19 protein-coding genes and 1 other annotated feature are annotated in these 18,027 nt (G+C 39.1%); of the genes, 13 read left to right on the forward strand and 6 right to left on the reverse strand.

What is annotated here, in order from left to right:
* A partial coding sequence (locus GZA11_RS16985) for an IS3 family transposase (RefSeq protein WP_328822053.1) occupies positions 1-90 on the forward strand: 90 nt, incomplete at its 5' end.
* 46 nt (positions 91-136) lie between these two features.
* Here the strand turns inward: GZA11_RS16985 and GZA11_RS14160 are convergent.
* Both GZA11_RS14160 and GZA11_RS14165 read right to left on the reverse strand, forming a co-directional pair.
* Positions 137-709, reverse strand: coding sequence for a class I SAM-dependent methyltransferase (locus tag GZA11_RS14160; protein WP_163184239.1), 573 nt, complete (start codon positions 707-709; stop codon positions 137-139).
* Positions 706-1,668: a TIGR01212 family radical SAM protein gene (locus GZA11_RS14165; protein ID WP_163184240.1), complete on the reverse strand. Its 963-nt coding sequence runs from the start codon at positions 1,666-1,668 to the stop codon at positions 706-708. The genes GZA11_RS14160 and GZA11_RS14165 overlap by 4 nt, the downstream gene beginning before the upstream one ends.
* Positions 1,669-1,867: 199 nt before the next feature.
* On the opposite strand from GZA11_RS14165, the gene GZA11_RS14170 reads away from it, so the two are divergent.
* The 6 genes from GZA11_RS14170 to GZA11_RS14195 all read left to right on the forward strand — a co-directional run bounded on the left by GZA11_RS14170 (position 1,868) and on the right by GZA11_RS14195 (position 7,589).
* Positions 1,868-2,146 (forward strand): YtzC family protein, encoded by a 279-nt coding sequence (locus GZA11_RS14170; protein WP_038536814.1) that lies wholly within the window; start codon positions 1,868-1,870, stop codon positions 2,144-2,146.
* Positions 2,146-2,325, forward strand: coding sequence for a hypothetical protein (locus tag GZA11_RS14175; RefSeq protein ID WP_038536813.1), 180 nt, complete (start codon positions 2,146-2,148; stop codon positions 2,323-2,325). The genes GZA11_RS14170 and GZA11_RS14175 overlap by 1 nt, the downstream gene beginning before the upstream one ends.
* A 209-nt stretch (positions 2,326-2,534) precedes the next feature.
* Positions 2,535-3,728 (forward strand): MDR family MFS transporter, encoded by a 1,194-nt coding sequence (locus GZA11_RS14180; protein ID WP_163184241.1) that lies wholly within the window; start codon positions 2,535-2,537, stop codon positions 3,726-3,728.
* Positions 3,729-3,874: 146 nt separating this feature from the next.
* Positions 3,875-4,094, forward strand: a binding site (T-box leader).
* Positions 4,095-4,344: 250 nt separating this feature from the next.
* Positions 4,345-6,762: a leucine--tRNA ligase gene (leuS, locus tag GZA11_RS14185; RefSeq protein ID WP_163184242.1), complete on the forward strand. Its 2,418-nt coding sequence runs from the start codon at positions 4,345-4,347 to the stop codon at positions 6,760-6,762.
* Positions 6,763-6,821: 59 nt separating this feature from the next.
* Positions 6,822-7,127: a rhodanese-like domain-containing protein gene (locus tag GZA11_RS14190; RefSeq protein WP_038536810.1), complete on the forward strand. Its 306-nt coding sequence runs from the start codon at positions 6,822-6,824 to the stop codon at positions 7,125-7,127.
* A gap of 276 nt (positions 7,128-7,403) precedes the next feature.
* The gene (locus GZA11_RS14195; protein WP_038536808.1) at positions 7,404-7,589 is read left to right on the forward strand and encodes a sporulation protein Cse60; all 186 of its coding nucleotides are present in this window, start codon (positions 7,404-7,406) and stop codon (positions 7,587-7,589) included.
* 9 nt (positions 7,590-7,598) lie between these two features.
* Here the strand turns inward: GZA11_RS14195 and GZA11_RS14200 are convergent, their stop codons facing one another.
* Complete coding sequence (locus GZA11_RS14200) at positions 7,599-8,873, reverse strand: BaiN/RdsA family NAD(P)/FAD-dependent oxidoreductase (protein ID WP_163184243.1); 1,275 nt, start codon at positions 8,871-8,873, stop codon at positions 7,599-7,601.
* 181 nt (positions 8,874-9,054) lie between these two features.
* Here GZA11_RS14200 and GZA11_RS14205 point away from each other — a divergent pair, with 181 nt between their 5' ends.
* Positions 9,055-10,686 carry a putative polysaccharide biosynthesis protein gene (locus GZA11_RS14205; RefSeq protein WP_163184244.1) on the forward strand — a complete coding sequence of 544 codons (1,632 nt, stop codon included), beginning with the start codon at positions 9,055-9,057 and terminating at the stop codon, positions 10,684-10,686.
* Positions 10,676-11,395, forward strand: coding sequence for a pseudouridine synthase (locus GZA11_RS14210; RefSeq protein ID WP_163184245.1), 720 nt, complete (start codon positions 10,676-10,678; stop codon positions 11,393-11,395). Before GZA11_RS14205 ends, GZA11_RS14210 begins: the two co-directional genes overlap by 11 nt.
* A 250-nt stretch (positions 11,396-11,645) precedes the next feature.
* Here GZA11_RS14210 and GZA11_RS14215 read toward each other — a convergent pair whose 3' ends face one another.
* Positions 11,646-12,080 carry a Dps family protein gene (locus GZA11_RS14215; protein WP_038536798.1) on the reverse strand — a complete coding sequence of 145 codons (435 nt, stop codon included), beginning with the start codon at positions 12,078-12,080 and terminating at the stop codon, positions 11,646-11,648.
* 272 nt (positions 12,081-12,352) lie between these two features.
* Between GZA11_RS14215 and speD the strand changes: the two genes are divergently transcribed.
* Positions 12,353-13,159: an adenosylmethionine decarboxylase gene (gene speD, locus GZA11_RS14220; RefSeq protein ID WP_038536796.1), complete on the forward strand. Its 807-nt coding sequence runs from the start codon at positions 12,353-12,355 to the stop codon at positions 13,157-13,159.
* 33 nt (positions 13,160-13,192) lie between these two features.
* Here the strand turns inward: speD and GZA11_RS14225 are convergent, their stop codons facing one another.
* Positions 13,193-13,945 (reverse strand): AAA family ATPase, encoded by a 753-nt coding sequence (locus GZA11_RS14225; protein ID WP_163184246.1) that lies wholly within the window; start codon positions 13,943-13,945, stop codon positions 13,193-13,195.
* Positions 13,946-14,133: 188 nt separating this feature from the next.
* Here GZA11_RS14225 and GZA11_RS14230 point away from each other — a divergent pair, with 188 nt between their 5' ends.
* Entirely contained in the window at positions 14,134-14,574 is a 441-nt protein-coding gene (locus tag GZA11_RS14230; protein ID WP_163184247.1) for a DUF2935 domain-containing protein, read from the forward strand.
* A 116-nt stretch (positions 14,575-14,690) separates the two neighbouring features.
* Here the strand turns inward: GZA11_RS14230 and GZA11_RS14235 are convergent, their stop codons facing one another.
* Positions 14,691-14,912 (reverse strand): DeoR family transcriptional regulator, encoded by a 222-nt coding sequence (locus GZA11_RS14235; protein ID WP_038536788.1) that lies wholly within the window; start codon positions 14,910-14,912, stop codon positions 14,691-14,693.
* Between the two features lie 406 nt (positions 14,913-15,318).
* On the opposite strand from GZA11_RS14235, the gene pepV reads away from it, so the two are divergent.
* Both pepV and dat read left to right on the forward strand, forming a co-directional pair.
* Complete coding sequence (gene pepV / locus GZA11_RS14240) at positions 15,319-16,734, forward strand: dipeptidase PepV (protein ID WP_163184249.1); 1,416 nt, start codon at positions 15,319-15,321, stop codon at positions 16,732-16,734.
* Between the two features lie 26 nt (positions 16,735-16,760).
* Positions 16,761-17,615, forward strand: coding sequence for a D-amino-acid transaminase (dat, locus tag GZA11_RS14245; protein WP_163184248.1), 855 nt, complete (start codon positions 16,761-16,763; stop codon positions 17,613-17,615).
* Positions 17,616-18,027 lie beyond the last annotated feature (412 nt).

The following is an 18,027-nucleotide window of genomic DNA, read 5'->3' on the forward strand; positions in this document are numbered from 1 at the left end:
ATGACGTACTACAATCATTATCGTGGACAGTGGAATTTAAAAAAGCTGCCGCCTGTAAAATACAGACAGCAGCTTCAACAAGTTGCCTAGGCTTTTTTAAAATGTCCTTTACAAAGGGTACACTTTATTGCCTGGTTTATCTTTTTTCAATTGCCACGATAAATGGCGGATTATTTTGCTGATTAATGAATTGATATTGAAGGACATGGGCTTTCTTTTGGTCCAATTGCTGACAATATTTAAGCAGTGCATCTCGTTCGATAGCTCCTCCTTCATGGCCGTGATAGATAACAAGGACAATGATCCCTTCAGGAGCCATTATTTCTAGCAATTGCTTGATGGCGGAAATGGTTGTTTCCGGTTGGGTTACAATCGTTTTGTCACTTCCAGGGAGATAGCCAAGGTTGAAAATGGCTCCAGTGACTTTGCCATGTTGGTCTGCAGGTATCAATTCCCTTACCTTTTCGTGACCGTTATGAAATAGAATGGCCCGATCCATCAGATTATGGTCATTTAAGCGTTGTTTGGTTGCTAGAACCGCTTGTTCCTGCACATCAAAACCGTAAACCTTTCCTGTATCCCCAACAAGTTCCGCTAGAAAAACGGTATCGTGGCCATTGCCTAAGGTTGCATCCACCGCGATATCGCCTAAGGATACAGCTTTTTCAAGTAAAATCCGTGCGAACGGTAGAATTCGATCCATTTTCATCGTTTATTGGATTCCCCCTGAAAATATTTGCCTTGCCAACTGTCTCTTCTTTTTAACTCTGCATCGATACTGTTTAAGACTTCCCACTTGTTTACGCTCCACATTGGTCCAATCATCAAATCGATTGGGCCATCACCAGTGATGCGATGAACAATCATTTCCGGAGGTAAAATTTCCAATTGGTCACATACTAAGTTTACATAGTCTTCTTGAGAAAGAAATTGAAGCATTCCTTTTTCGTATTGCTTTACCATTGGTGTTCCTTTGAGAAGATGCAACAAGTGAATTTTGATACCTTGCACATCCAATTTTGCAACTTCTCTAGCCGTTTCCATCATCATATCATAGTTTTCAAGCGGTAGTCCGTTGATAATATGGGAGCAAATTCGAATCCCATGTTTTCTTAATTTGTTTACTCCATCAATATAGCATTGAAAATCATGTGCTCGGTTGATTAGGGTTGCTGTCTGTTCATGGACAGTTTGAAGTCCTAATTCTACCCAAAGATACGTTCGTTCATTTAATTCAGCCAAGTATTCAACGACATCATCAGGTAGACAATCTGGACGGGTAGCGATTGATAACCCGACTACTCCATCTTGTCTAAGGACTGTTTCATATTTTTCACGTAATTCCTCGACCGGTGCATGGGTATTGGTAAAAGCTTGGAAATAGGCCATATATTTGCCGTCTTTCCATTTCGTATGCATTTTTTCTTTTATGTCATGAAATTGTTTTTCAAGGCTGTCGTTACGGCTACCAGCAAAATCACCGGAACCTGCGGCACTGCAGAAAGTACAACCTCCATAAGCCACCGTACCATCACGATTTGGACAATCAAATCCACCATCCAAGGCAACTTTAAATACTTTATGGCCGAATTGTTGGCGAAGATGGTAATTCCAAGTGTGATAACGTTTATCATCTGATGCATATGGAAAAGGGTTTGTCTGAAGCATGTCAGAAAACCTCCTTTATAAAAATTTGCATAAAAAATATTTTACATGAAAATAAGTGCTTCTCCAACTAATTATTTCACGCATGATTGCCAGTAATTATCAACGTGTTCATTGTTATACGAAGAAAATTGGAGAACAGACTAAGAAGTGAAGCATTATGCTTCATTAATTGGTGCCACATCAAGAAGGGGGTACTTTCATGGCTACTCGTGCTTCGATGGAAACTTTATCACAGCAGGTAGAAGAAACAATTCGCTTTGCAGAAGAGCAATACAAACAGAGCAGTATGCAAGAGCATTACAATGAAAATGATTATATTGAGGCTTTGCAGAGGCTAGAGCAAACTTATCAGGATATTGCAACAATGGCTCATAGTGCTAATGGGCAGCAAAGAGAACAGCTTCACAGAATGCGCCTGCAGATTCAACAGATGCAGAACAATATGATCTTACAGGGCACTAGAGGAGGAGAACAATAATGAAAAAACGTTCTAAAAAGCAAAACCCTGAACAGAAAAACCGGAATGGGATCAATAATCAAGATATTGAACTAGGACAGGATATTGATCTTATTAAGCAAGCCAAAAAGAAATATGAGAAAACAGGTGGGCAGCCGGTTAAATCAAAAATGCACCAAGAACAGGATCAATCATCTTAAAATCACTAAAAATCTCTCAACACTAAAGTTGAGAGATTCTTTTTTACGGTAAAAATGTTGAGTTATACAGAATAATCATCAATATTAGTGGGATGCAAAACTCTAATCTTTTTACGAAAAATGGCAAATGAAAATGATTGCACTTTTACCAGAAAAGCTCTAAAATTACCTAGGGTATCGAAATATTTTTTTCAAAAGGAGCGTTGTTCATGCCACGTGCCTTATGGCTATTAATTATTGGGATGGCAGTGAATGTGATTGGCTCTTCTTTTTTATGGCCTTTAAACACTATCTATATTCACGACCATTTAGGGAAATCCTTATCGGTTGCCGGAATTGTTTTAATGCTTAATGCTGGTGCCACCGTTATCGGAAACCTTGTTGGAGGAAATCTTTTTGACAAAATCGGAGGATATAAATCTATATTACTCGGTATAGCTATTTCGTTGACTGCTTTAATCGGATTAACCTTCTGGCACGGCTGGCCGACCTATGTTATATTTCTAACCATTGTCGGCGTTGGAACAGGGATTATTTTTCCAGCGATGTACGCGATGGCGGGATCAGTGTGGAAAGAGGGTGGCCGAAAGTCGTTCAATGCGCTCTATGTTGCACAAAATGTTGGAGTGGCCATTGGATCTGCACTGGGAGGTATAGTGGCAGAATATTCCTTTCAACTCATTTTCCTAGCTAATACAGTCATGTATGTTTTATTTTTATTCATCGCTGTTTTTGGTTATCGAAGAATAACGGTCAAATCATCTAATCAGCAAGCTGTCAAGAACAAATCGGTGACTGTTACAAATAGGGCAAATCTACAGGCGCTGTTAATTCTTTGCCTAGGATATCTGTTATGTTGGGTTGCTTATGTCCAATGGACAACAACAATTGCTTCTTATATGCAAGATGTCCATATATCATTGACACAATATAGTTTCCTTTGGACGGTCAATGGAGCACTCATTGTTCTTGTTCAGCCGCTCTTAAATGGTGTACTTAAGCATTTGTCCATTTCATTGAAAGTACAAATCTTAATTGGAATCGCGTTTTTCATTGTATCCTTTTTCATTGCCAGTAAAGCAGAAGTTTTTACAGGATTTTTGACGGCTATGGTAATTGTAACGATAGGCGAAATGTTTATCTGGCCGGCAGTCCCAACTATTGCTTTTGCACTTTCTCCAGGAGGGAGAGAAGGTTTTTATCAAGGGATTGTTAATAGCACCGCAACCTGTGGCAGGATGTTAGGCCCGTTATTAGGTGGAATGGTCGTTGATCTATATAATATGTCTGCATTATTTACCATCCTAATGGGATTGTTTATTGTTGCAATCATAACTACACTCTTCTATGACCGCGGTATTAAAGTAAAAGAGCAAATAAAAGATAAAAGTATGGTCGTATAAAATCTTTAAGGTATGGGAATAAAGAAATTTACCCATACTTTTTTTGTATTCAAGTAATGGGGTGTTATTTTTCTTTGTTATGAAAATAGGCATATGACCCTTGCATCTTGTTCGAAAATTTAATACAATTACCGTAAAATGATATTCGAATAACATTGAATAGGAGTAGTAGTGACTAAAAACCGTGTAAAGAGAGTTGACGGCTGGTGAAAGTCAACCGGGGAGGTCATGAACTCGCCTAGGAGTTGCAGATATGAATGATAGTAATGTCTGCCGTTTGCCGCGTTAAGGTAAAATGAAGTGAGTGCATATGCACTAATGTGGGTGGTACCGCGGGAAGATACATATAATCCTCTCGTCCCTGATTTGGGATGAGAGGTTTTTTATTTTTTTGCCGTATTTCAAATTAATGGAGGATTCTCTAAAAAGGTATCTCATCTTAGAACGTGGCAGCGTTGTAGGAGTAATTGATTGTCCTGCAGTAGTAGATGGCGAAAGAACATACCTAGTACGATAAGAGAATACAGCCAAATTTAAAAAAATACGATTCGAATGGCGAAGTGTCTTGTTATAGTGACAAAGGCGCTTTTCGCTTTACTAGTTAGGAGGATTAAATATGAGTTACGACCATCAGCAAATTGAAAAGAAATGGCAAAAGAAATGGGAAGAAGAAAAAACGTTTAAGACAAAAGAAGAATCGGGCAAACGAAAATTCTACGCTTTAGACATGTTTCCATATCCTTCAGGGGCTGGCCTTCACGTCGGCCACCCGGAAGGTTACACAGCCACTGACATCCTTGCTCGTATGAAGCGAATGCAGGGTTATAATGTACTTCATCCAATGGGTTGGGATGCCTTCGGTCTCCCTGCTGAACAATATGCACTTGATACGGGGAATGACCCGGCAGAATTTACAGCCAAAAACATTGAAACCTTTCGCAGACAAATTAAGTCACTAGGATTCTCCTATGACTGGGATCGTGAAGTTAACACAACTGATCCAGAGTACTACAAATGGACACAATGGATCTTTCTAAAGCTTTGGGAAAAAGGACTTGCATATGTGGATGAAGTGCCAGTGAACTGGTGTCCGGCTCTTGGTACCGTGCTGGCAAATGAAGAAGTCATTGATGGAAAAAGTGAGCGCGGTGGCCACCCGGTTGAACGCCGTCCAATGAGACAATGGGTTTTAAAAATTACCGCTTATGCGGACCGCCTTCTTGAAGACCTTGAAGAGCTTGACTGGCCTGAAAGTTTGAAGGAAATGCAACGCAACTGGATCGGTCGTTCTGAGGGGGCAGAGGTGACGTTCCAAATCGAAGGGCATGATGAAACTTTTACTGTATTCACCACTCGTCCTGATACACTATTTGGAGCAACATATGCCGTGCTTGCCCCAGAGCATGCTTTAGTAGAAAAAATTACGACTCCTGAACAAAAGGCAGCGGTCGAGGCATATTTAGATAAAATAAAATCAAAAAGCGACCTTGAACGGACTGATCTTGCGAAAGAAAAAACAGGTGTGTTTACAGGTGCTTATGCTATCAATCCAGCTAATGGCGAAAAAATGCCGATCTGGATTGCAGATTATGTTCTAGTCAGCTACGGAACCGGGGCCATTATGGCGGTACCAGCCCATGATGAGCGTGACCATGAATTTGCAAAAACTTTTGGCCTGCCAATTAAGGAAGTCGTAGCCGGTGGCAATGTAGAAAAAGAAGCTTACACTGGTGATGGCGAACATGTGAATTCCGATTTCTTAAATGGTCTAAACAAAGCTGATGCCATTCAAAAAATGATTGCCTGGCTTGAAGAAAAAGGAATAGGTACAAAGAAAGTAACCTATCGTCTTCGTGATTGGTTATTTAGCCGTCAGCGGTATTGGGGTGAGCCAATTCCAATCATCCATTGGGAAGATGGCACAATGACAGGCGTACCTGAAGAAGAGCTCCCATTAATGCTTCCGAAAACAACGGAAATCAAACCTTCAGGAACTGGTGAATCGCCATTAGCCAATATCGAAGAATGGGTAAATGTAGTTGACCCTATTACTGGTAAAAAAGGGCGCCGCGAAACAAATACAATGCCACAATGGGCAGGAAGCTGCTGGTACTACTTACGCTATATTGATCCGAAAAATAATAAACAATTAGCCGATCCGGAAAAATTAAAACATTGGCTTCCGGTTGATATTTATATCGGTGGTGCCGAACATGCGGTACTTCATTTACTATACGCTCGCTTTTGGCATAAATTCCTATATGATATTGGGGTAGTGCCAACGAAAGAACCATTCCAAAAACTATTTAACCAAGGAATGATTCTTGGTGAAAACAATGAGAAAATGAGTAAGTCTAAAGGCAATGTCGTAAATCCTGATGACATCATTAAATCTCACGGTGCCGATACTTTGCGCCTATATGAAATGTTCATGGGCCCTCTTGATGCATCCATTGCATGGTCAACGAACGGACTGGATGGAGCCCGTCGATTCCTTGACCGAATCTGGCGTTTAATGGTGGAGGAAAATGGAGAATTAAATCCGAAAATCCAACCGGTTGAAGATGGTTCAAATCTTGAAAAAGTGTATCATCAAACCGTAAAGAAAGTGACCGAGGACTACGAAGGGTTGCGCTTCAATACTGCCATTTCACAAATGATGGTATTCATTAATGAAGCCTATAAAGCAACCGTTCTTCCGAAGCATTTCATGGAAGGTTTCGTGAAACTACTATCACCGATTGCTCCACATATTGCTGAAGAACTTTGGGAAAAACTAGGTCATACTGGTACAATTTCTTATGAAGCATGGCCTGCTTATGATGAAGCGAAGTTAGTTGATAACGAAGTTGAGATCGTAGTTCAGGTTAATGGCAAAGTAAAGGCTAAGTTAATGGTTTCAAAAGATGCCAACAAAGAAACATTAGAAGGTATTGCAATGGAAGATGAGCGGATCAAAGAACAAATCGAAGGTAAAACGGTCCGCAAAGTCATTACTGTTCCAGGTAAATTGGTGAATATTGTAGCTAACTAATTATTTGAAAACATCCCCCAGTTTTTAGGGGATGTTTTTCTAAAAAGGGGACGAATCAGATGGAAGAAATTAAAACAATTACACCAGAAGAATTAAAAAAGAAGCTTGAAGCAGGGGAAAAGCTTGAGATGGTGGATGTAAGGGAAGATCACGAAGTGGCTATGGGAATGATTCCTGGAGCCAAGCATATTCGCATGAGTGATATTCCAGATAACCTTGACTATTTTGATAAGGACAAAGAATATATTTTTATTTGTCGCTCCAGTGCACGTAGCGGCAATGTCTGCCAGTATCTACAGGATAAAGGCTATAAAGTTCGTAACATGGTCGGCGGAATGCTTGAATGGGAAGGCGAAACGGTATAAGACTCCAAATTGGAGTCTTTTTTTTTTGACTTTGAAAAATCTAGCAGTGAGACAACTTAAGTTTAAGTCAACATCTATTCGTCTTTCCGTCTCTTCGTGTATTCTCCTTAATCTCAGTGGAAGGCTACCACAAGAAAGGCTCCGGTAGCATCAATATCGCATGACCGAATGCGAAAGCTTTTGGGAGGAGGCCATACACCGCTATACAGGGTGCTTTCGCTTTTAAGTTTCTAAAAAACTGTCCATAATGTTAGAAAAAAGGAAAGGGAGAGACAGATGATTCAAGTAAAGCTATTTGACCGTGAGCATGAAAAGGATTTAGAGATAGAAATGAATCGCTGGTTGAGAGGTTTAGATGAAAAAAGTTTGCTAGATATTAAATACAATGTAGCGGCATTTCAAGAGGATGAAGAGGAAGAACAAATCTATTGTTTTTCAGCAATGATTATTTACAGGGCCTAACGCTCAATGTCAGGCCCTATTATTTTTGGCAGTTAAAGCTGCATTTGTTCCAGCTAATCTTCCCGTTACAAGAGCAGCGGTAATATTGTAACCTCCGGTGTATCCATGAATATCTAAAATCTCACCGGCAAAATATAAGCCGTTCATTAGTTTTGATTCCATTGTTTTCGGATTAATTTCTTTTACCGAAACTCCGCCACCAGTTACAAACGCTTTTTCAATGGAGAGGGTTCCGTTCACCTTGAATTGAAAGTTCTTGCAACTATTAACAAAACTACGAATTTTTTCTTTCGAAATCGTTCCGGCTTGAGCCGATGGGTCTATCTCATTTTGATCTAATAAAAATAACAAGTATCGTTCCGGGAGCAAGCCTTTAAGGATGTTCTTAAGATTTTTTTTCGGTTCGGCTTTTACCAATTTTACGATTTCTTGAAATAATTCCTCTTCCTTCCGATCCGGCAGGGCGTCTATAAGCATCGCAACATGTGTGACATTAAATTTCTTTAGCGCTTTTACGACGAACTGGCTGCAACGGAGTACTGCAGGACCGCTGATACCGAAGTGGGTAAAAATCATGTCCATGCGGTGAGTAATCAGCGGCTTTCCTTTTGGATTTAACACACTTAATTCGATATCCCGGAGTGATAACCCTTGTAAAACTTTATTTTTAATGAAAGATTCATCCGAGGTAACTGGTACTTCGGTAGGAAACAAATCAGTGATCGTATGGCCGGCTTTTTTTGCCCAAGCATAACCATCTCCGGTAGACCCTGTGTGGGGAACCGATTTTCCACCGACAGCAATAACGATGGATTTTGCAGTGAAAATTTGTTTATCCTTTAATAAAACGCCGGAAACAGATCCATTTTCATAAAGAACGTCAACTACGGGTGCATCGGTCATAACCTTAACCTGCAGTTTATCCAGCTGATGTAGTAAAGCATCAACCACCGATTGTGCTTTATCGGTTACCGGAAACATCCGACCATGATCCTCTTCTTTCAGTTGTATATCTAATTTCTCAAAAAATCGGATGATATCTTCATTATTAAAAATCGAAAATGCACTATACAAAAATTTGCCGTTTCCGGGAATATGCTTAATTAATTCATCGACAGGGAGCCTGTTCGTAACATTGCAGCGACCGCCACCGGAAATGGCTAGTTTTCTTCCAAGTTTGTTCCCTTTATCTATTAATAAGACTTTTGCTCCTTTTTCGCCTGCAGCAATAGCTGCCATTAATCCTGATGGGCCGCCGCCAATCACGATGACATCATAATTCATACTTCCACCAACTTTAAATAGATTCACCTCATTATAAACATTTTGTGACGAATATAAACGATTTTTTCATAAATTTCATTTGGTTGTTAGTAGCATAGCAGGAAAAGAAGTTGTAAACTATCAATAGTGTGAAAAAAACTGTAATGGTTTTTTGCGGATTCTTCAGTCAGGAAGGGATTTTATGCAGTCTAAGCTTTTAAGAGGAACTTTTATCCTTACATTTGGAACGATACTCTCCAAAATTCTTGGTTTAATTTACGTCATTCCATTTTTCCAAATTGTAGGGAGAGAGGGGACGGTCCTTTACCAATACTCTTATGTTCCCTATACCATTTTTATCAGTATTGCAACGGCGGGAATTCCGCTAGCTGTTTCAAAATTTATATCTAAATATAATGCTCTTGAGGAATATGCTGTTGGCCGTAAGCTATTTAAATCCGGATTAGTGGTCATGCTTACTACTGGTGTGATTTCTTTTCTCATCATGTATTTCGCAGCACCTGTTTTTGCGGAAATGAGTACAAATAAAGACGCCAATATTAAAGATGTAACAACAGTAATGCGGGCGGTTAGTTTTGCTTTGATTATTGTGCCTTTTATGAGTTTAATTAGAGGATTTTTTCAAGGCCATCAATCGATGGGGCCTACCGCTGTTTCCCAGGTTGTTGAACAAATTGTCCGGATTGCTTTCTTGCTCATCGGAGCGTTTGCTGTCTTGAAAATTTTTAAAGGTGACATTGTAACGGCGGCTTCAGTGGCGACATTTGCTGCGTTTGTTGGAGCCATTGGTGGTTTACTCGTTTTATTTTGGTATTGGTATAAACGAAAGCCATATCTGGATGAGCTTTTGCGAAAAGATAAAGGAACAGTAGAAATTTCTCTTAAAGAAATTTACAAGGAAATTCTGTTTTATTCCGCTCCATTTGTGTTAGTCGGGATTGCTAATCCATTGTTTCAAGCCGTTGACCAAATTACTTTCAGTAAGGCTATGGCTGAGATTGGAATCCAAGCGAAGGTTGCAGATTCTTACTTTTCAATTTTAAATTTTGAGTCCCACAAAATTGTCATTATTCCAATGTCACTGGCCACCGCCTTTTCATTAACGCTTGTCCCAAGTATTACACAGGCATTTGTTGCTGGGGATCGGAAGAGTTTAAACCATCAGCTCAACCAAACGTTTCAAGTGCTGTTATATTTAACTTTGCCAGCTTCCATAGGTCTGTCCTTATTGGCGGAACCTGTCTATACTGCGTTCTATCAGCACGATATAGTAGGGACTGAAGTGTTGCGAGCCTATGCTCCAGTTGCCATTCTCTTTTCTTTGTATTCAGTTACAGCGGCTATTTTGCAAGGGATTAATGAACAGCGCTTTACGATTTTAAGCTTATTGGTCGGGTTATTGATTAAACTCTCTTTAAACATCCCGTTGATTAAAATGATGGAAACAAAAGGAGCAATTTTGGCTACTACGCTTGGATATGCTGCTGCGATATTAATCAATTTAATGGTCATTAAGTCATTTGCTCACTATCCTTTTCGACTTGTATTAAGAAGAAGTCTACTTATTGTCATTTTTGTTGGTTTTATGTGGGCGGGCACAGGAATCGTTTATCAGCTTTCATTGTTATTCCTCTCACCTGAATCAAAGATTGAATCTGTGATTCTTATTGGTCTTAGCGCTAGTGTGGGGGCGGCCATTTATTTTTACTTAGGCTTAAAATCTGGTCTTGCCCGCAAGTTATTTGGTGACAGGGTCGACCGTTTGTTGAAAAAATTACAGATCTTTGGAAGGAGACGAGCCAGTGAGAATTGATAAATTGCTCTCCAATCTTGGCTACGGCAGCCGCAAGGAAGTCAAACAACTTTTAAAAGACGGTGCTGTCAAAGTGAATGACACCATTGTTAGGGATGCTAAACAGCATGTGGACCCCAACACAGAAACTATCACCCTATATGGTGAAGTAATTGAATATAAGGAATGGATTTATTTAATGATGAACAAGCCTCCTGGAGTCGTCTCGGCAACGGAGGATTATCAAGAGAAAACAGTCATTGATTTATTGGAAATGGAAGATCAAGTATATAAACCATTTCCAGTAGGTCGGTTGGATAAAGATACAGAAGGATTGTTGCTGTTAACCAATGACGGGCAACTGGCCCATCGTTTGCTATCGCCGAAAAAGCATGTACCAAAAACTTACTTTGCTGTCATTGATGGTGAGGTAACCGAGGAGGATGTTCAAGCTTTCGCTAAAGGCGTGGTGTTAGATGATGGGTATTTGACAAAGCCCGGCGAATTAAAAATATTAAAATCTGGTCTCCGTTCTGACATCGAGTTGACGATAACCGAGGGGAAATTCCATCAGGTGAAGAGAATGTTCCAAGCCGTCGGCAAAAGGGTTATTTATTTGCAGCGGATTTCCATGGGCCCATTGAAATTGGATGAATCTTTGGGGCTCGGGGAATATCGGGAACTGACCGAGGAAGAAATTAAACAGTTAAAAAATTATCAGGTGAAGTAAACAAGCATCTGTTATTGACCTAAACTTATTAATTAATAAAATTTGACAAATGTTTCGTTAGCTTCCAAGACATAAATCTGGTCTTTGACTAGATTTATGTCTTTTCCTTCTGTTCGTATTTTAGGAATAAAATAGTGTGCTCGTTTTGTTTTTAAGTCTTTATCTTTTTTTAACCGTAAGAAACTAGTATTTGCTTATCTTTAATTTAAAAAGGGACAAAGTTCAATGACTTTGTCCCTTTTTATAATCATTAAGCATTCAAAAAGGATTTTAACATCCAGTTGTGTTTGTTTAGTTTTTCGATTAATTCTAAAAACATGTCGCTAGTAACTTCATCATTGTTCTGCTCCGCAACTTCCATACCAGCTTGTAACTCTGCAACAATTTGTGAAAAATCATTTACTACAGCTTGGACCATTTCTTCCGCTGTTAACATTTCAGTAGATTCCTTGATGGTTGCATATTGTATATATTCTTTCAAGGTTGAAATCGGGCTTCCTCCAATGACTAGTAATTGTTCTGCCAGCTCATCTATTACAGCAGCTGCTTCCTCATACAATTCTTCAAATTTAGCATGTAATGTAAAAAAATGAGGTCCTTTCACATACCAGTGATAGCGATGTAATTTTGTATATAATACATTCCAGTTTGCAATTTGTTGATTTAGTACTTGTTCAAGCGTCATGTTCTTTCCTCCTCTTGTTTTATCTGTTCTTATTATAACATTTATAATTTTAAAATCAATACTAAATTATAATTATTATAAATAAGTTAGATTTTTATTTTTTCTTCTAGCATTGTTGAGGTATATTCCATCATAATGTCTTTCGAACGTTGTGATTCGTGTAAAGAGATGAAATATGTTGAATGATCCATAAAAAAAAGGAAATCTGGGCAACTTATTAATATTCACTAAAGAAATTTGAAATGGGAACACTCGAGTAGGGGGAAGAGTTAATGAAGCTTACACACGAGCAGCGTATCGAATTACACGGCTTTAATAACTTAACGAAATCATTAAGTTTTAATATGTATGATATTTGTTATACGAAAACACGGGAAGAACGGGAGGCCTATTTACAATATATTGATGAGCAATATAGTGCTGAGAGGTTAACAAAGATTTTAAAAAATGTGGCGGATATTATTGGAGCACATGTATTAAATATTGCTAGTCAAGATTTTGAACCTGCCGGGGCGAGTGTGACATTACTTGTATCTGAAGGTCCTGTCAAGAATGCCCCAAAAGATATTTTTGAGGAATCACCAGGACCGCTAATGGAATCGGTGGTCATGCAACTAGATAAAAGCCATATAACTGTTCATACATACCCTGAGTATCATCCAGATGAAGGGATTAGCACGTTCCGGGCTGATATCGACGTATCAACCTGTGGCGAAATTTCGCCTTTGAAGGCACTGCATTATTTAATTCGTTCATTTGAAACGGATGTAATGACGATCGATTACCGCGTACGTGGCTTTACTAGGGATAAAGATGGCAATAAACTGTTTATTGATCATGAAATTAGCTCAATTCAAAATTACATCCCAGACGATGTTATTGAAATGTTCGATATGATAGATGTGAATGTGTATCAAGAAAATATTTTCCATACGAAATGTAAACTTCGCGAGTTTGATTTGAATAACTATTTATTCGGTTATACAATAGACAAACTGTCTCCAGAAGAACGGATTGAGATTACGGAAAGAATTAAGTTTGAAATGGACGAAATTTTTTATGGAAAAAATATTATCTAAAAAAGCTCAGTCTTTTCCTGAGCTTTTTTCATGTTAATCATTCAACAAATGATGAATCATCCGGCTTCTATCGTCGAAAAACTGCTTCATAATCCGATAATGGCTCGTTTCTTCCAGTTTGCTCTCTCTAATTCCTTCCTCCGTAAATTCAAAAATCACAGCATCTGGATATGCCATAATAATTGGCGAGTGAGTAGCAATGACAAATTGTGAATTTTCGTTAACAAGGTCGTGAATTCGGGTGAGCATGGACAATTGCCGTAAAGGCGAAAGAGCGGCTTCAGGTTCGTCCAAAATATAGATCCCATTTCCCCGAAAACGATTGATAAATGTCGCAAAAAACGCCTCCCCATGCGATTGCTCATGGAGAGAAACCCCACCAAAAGAATCAATGACACGGGGGCCGAAGCCTTCACGGTCCATTTCCTCAATATTGGAAGCAACATTATAAAAGCTTTCAGCCCTCAGGAAAAAACCATCCTTGGGCCTATCGATCCCCTTGATCACCTTTAAATATTCACCTAGAACAGAATGAGAATCATAGGTTGAAAAATGGAAGTTGAACGATCCGCCTTCAGGATTAAAACCTAATGCTATAGCGATGGCTTCCAGTAATGTTGATTTCCCCATTCCGTTTTCACCTATCAAAAACGTCACTTTTGGATGAAAGGATAACTCTTCAAAATTTTTTATAAATGGCAAGTTAAACGGGTAGTGATTATAAGAAGAAATATCATTTCGTTTCAGCTCAATCTTTCTGAGATATTGATTTCTAAATAAATCCATACAGCCAACCCCAAAATATTTTTTACCATTGTATCATTTTTAAAAAAACAAATGGCCATTATCTGTAAGGTGAAAAACGAAATGGAGAACATTAGTCAATGCTGGGTCCGGTAGACGCTAATTGTCTGTAATGAATATTTTGTCTACCTATCCCATAGATTTTAGAGAAATCACTAGGAGGGATGGGGATGCAATTTTATTACGGCCATCAAATGCCGTTACGAATATTGGATGAAGCAGAATTTTGGAAGCATCAGGAAGAGGAACATACGGTAGTAATCCGAGAACTAGTAAGTGGACTAGAGGAGGAATTTGTGGAGGCTTTGAAAAAATGGGAAACAGCCCTTAGCCAGACACATCAACAGGTGGTCCGGTTTATTGAAACAGTGATCCGTTCAGGCTACTATATTCCCAACCAACTGTACCAGCATGTTCTGCAGTTAGTTTCCTATTGTCTTCAAGAAAGCCTTGCATTTATACAATTGTGTCAGCAAATTAAAACAAATAGTAAAGCTGTAAGTAATAATCCGACAGCAAAGGTTGTGTTAGACCATATTATAAGGGAGTCAGAATATTTTACCGGCATTGCCCAAGCTCTGATATATAGTAATCAAGGACAATCCCAATAGACAAAAAAGGAAGCCTAGAAACATTGGCTTCCTTTAACTTTTTAAATTTATATCATGTTCTTTTTAGGAGAGAACAAAGAAATTGCATATGGATTGCTTGTGTCTATTTTTCATTTTTAAGAGGAAAGTTTTACTTTCTTTCTTGTTGTTGTCCATTTTCCACGACTTGGGCTGAAAACCAAGTCGTTATAAGCTAAAACATTTAAGTCTCGTTGTATGGTGCGAGGAGTAATACCAAATTCCTCTACAAGTTCTTGCGTTGTGACTGTACCGTTATCACGAATAAACATGTAGATACATTTGATACGGTTTAACATTCGGTTAGTTGAAGGTTTCAAAAAACCACTCCCTATCCTTTTTTCAAACCTTTGGCGTAATCCCTCTACCGACAGTCTCTTTGAAGAATCATTTTCAAGAATATGTAGCTTCTTTTCCCCGCAGACATCTCCTTTTCATCAATCTGGAAGTGGAATCTAGATGTCATACATCTAACTTTATTGTACCCACAATTTTTTAAAATTTCTACCGATATAACAAAGTTTCCAAAATTTTCTCTGTTTTACTTTAATTTGGTTCGGTAAATCTCCTCCTTTGATTATTCCTTACTAATGAGTATGGTGGGTCAAGTTTGATTTATGATAAATTATTTGAATTTTTAGTAAAAAACCCAAATAAGCAAAATTGCTAAAATAATCCACGAAATGCTATTGTTAAGATATGTTCTTCAATAGGAGGGAAATGATGTTGAAAAAAATTGATTGGATGCAGGAAGTATTAAAGCGTAAGGAGGCACTCATCAAGGACACTCAGGAATTGTTACATATTAAAAGTGTACTGGATGAAGAAAATGCTACAGAAGATGCCCCACTTGGTAAAGGAGTAAAAGAGGCTTTGGATTATATGCTACAGCTTGGGGAAAGAGATGGATTTTTGCCAAAAAACGTAGAAAACGTAGCCGGTCATCTCGAGTTTGGTGAGGGGGAAGAATTACTCGGCATACTTTGTCACGTAGACGTAGTACCAGAAGGTGATGGCTGGTCTAGTGACCCATATGCTGCTGAAATCCGAGATGGAAAAATATTTGCTCGCGGCGCATTGGATGATAAGGGGCCGACAATGGCAGCCTATTATGCAATGAAAATTGTCAAGGAGTTGGGGCTGCCGTTAAATAAACGGGTTCGAATGATTATTGGTACTGATGAGGAAAGTGGTTGGCGCTGTGTGGATACTTATTTCAAACATGAAGAAATGCCAACATTAGGTTTTGCACCGGATGCGGATTTCCCGATTATTAATGCGGAAAAAGGGATTGCAGATATGGATATGGTCCAGAAGGAAATGGAGCAAGATTTATCTGATGCAAGTGTGAAGGTCGTAAGCTTTGTTTCCGGAAAGAGATACAATATGGTTCCAGATCATGCACGTGCCATTATTATGGTAGGGGATAATGAAGAGGACGTCATCAAACAGTTCATCACGTTCATGCAACAGAAGGAACTTGAATATAGTTATTATAAAAATGACGAACAAATAACGTTAGAAGTGATTGGATTATCTGCACATGGAATGGAGCCAAGAAATGGAAGAAATGCTGGTCTTTATCTGGCTAAATTTCTTGCAGACCAACCATTAGATAAAAAAGCAGCACGCTATTTTCAATTTGTTTCCCGATATTTCTACGATGATTCTAGGGGAGTAAACCTTGGAGTAGCGTACTCTGACGATATTTCTGGTGACCTAACAATCAATCCTGGGAAGTTTTCTTACACACCTGAATCAGGTGGCCGAATTGGAATGACTTGTCGTTATCCGGTTACAAACAATATGGATCAAACAAAGGCAAAGTTGGATGCGCTTTTAGAGACAGAAGGATTTTACATTGATCATTTTTCTGATTCGAAACCTCACCATGTGGATGAAAAAGAATTTCTCATTCAAACATTGAAAAAAGTGTATGAAGAACAAACAGGTGAGAAAGCAGAATTGATTGCAATTGGTGGAGGTACCTATGCACGGTCACTTAAATCGGGTGTGGCATTTGGACCGCTATTCCCTGGTCGTCCGGATATTGCCCATCAAAAAGATGAATATATGTTCATTGAAGATTTATTAAAAGCAACGGCCATCTATGCTCAAGCTATTTATGAGTTAGCTCAATAAATGACATTAAAAGGGGATGGGAGAAAATGATATTTGCCATCTTAAATGGAAAATTGATAGAACGAAATCAGGCTAAGATGGATATTGAGGACCGCGGTTATCAATTTGGTGATGGGGTTTATGAAGTAATTCGAGTTTATAACGGAAAAATGTTCACACTACAAGAGCATTTGGAGCGTTTCGAGAGAAGCACAAAAAGTATAGGCGTGTCACTCCCTTATACTATGGATCAATTAAAAAGCCTACTTTTGGAGCTTGTTGAAAAAAATAATCTCCGTCTTGGCATTATTTATATGCAAATTACAAGAGGGGTGGCACCCAGAAATCATGCTTTTCCGGAAGAGAATGTTGAACCAACCTTAGTTGCCTATACAAGGGAGATGACAAGACCAAAGGACGAGCTACAAACCGGCGTGAAGACCATTCTGACCGAAGATATCCGCTGGTTGCGCTGCGATATTAAGAGCTTGAATTTACTTGGCAATATTTTAGCTAAGCAAAAAGCGGTAGAACATGGCTGTTTTGAAGCGATTCAGCACAGGGGCCAGAATGTTACTGAAGGCAGTTCATCCAATATTTTTATGGTGAAAAATGGGATAGTAATTACACATGAATCCAATCATTTGATTCTAAAAGGGATCACAAAAGATGTGATTCTTGGACTTTGTTCTGCAAGTGGTATTCCAGTTAATGAACGGGCCTTTACACTTAAAGAATTGGCAGAGGCGGATGAGGTGTTTTTATCTAGTACAGTGGCAGAAGTCATGCCAATTATCGAAGTGGAAGGAAAGGTAGTTGGGAATGGCGAGCCAGGATCAATAACAAGAAAAATACAGGAATTGTTTGTCAACGAAATCGAAAAGCAATGTGGAGCCTTATAAAATTAGAAAAAAGACGTGGAAGTGATCCACGTCTTTATATCATGTGCGCTCGGCATGGGTGTAATCTATAGGGTGAAAGTCCCGAGCTGCGAAGGCAGAAGTAGCAGTTAGCTTAACGCAAGGGTGTCCGTGGTGACGCGGAATCTGAAGGAAGCGAGCGGCAAACTTCCGGTCTGAGGAACACGAACTTCATATGAGGCTAGGTATCACTGGGTGAGTTTGCATGACAAAACAAAGCCCTTTCTGCCGAAGGTGATACAGAGTAAATGAAGCAGATGGATGGAAGGAAAGATTACACTCTTACCCGGGGAGGTCTGGCTGGCACGCCAAGTAACCTTGGTAACCTATCTAGTGATAGATAGCTGAGCAGTCAGAAGTCAGCAGAAGTCATAGTACTCTTTCAAGCTCGAGA

Origin of the sequence: Neobacillus sedimentimangrovi (genome assembly GCF_010614825.1) — a bacterium.
Taxonomy (GTDB): Bacteria; Bacillota; Bacilli; order Bacillales; family Cytobacillaceae; genus Neobacillus; species Neobacillus thermocopriae.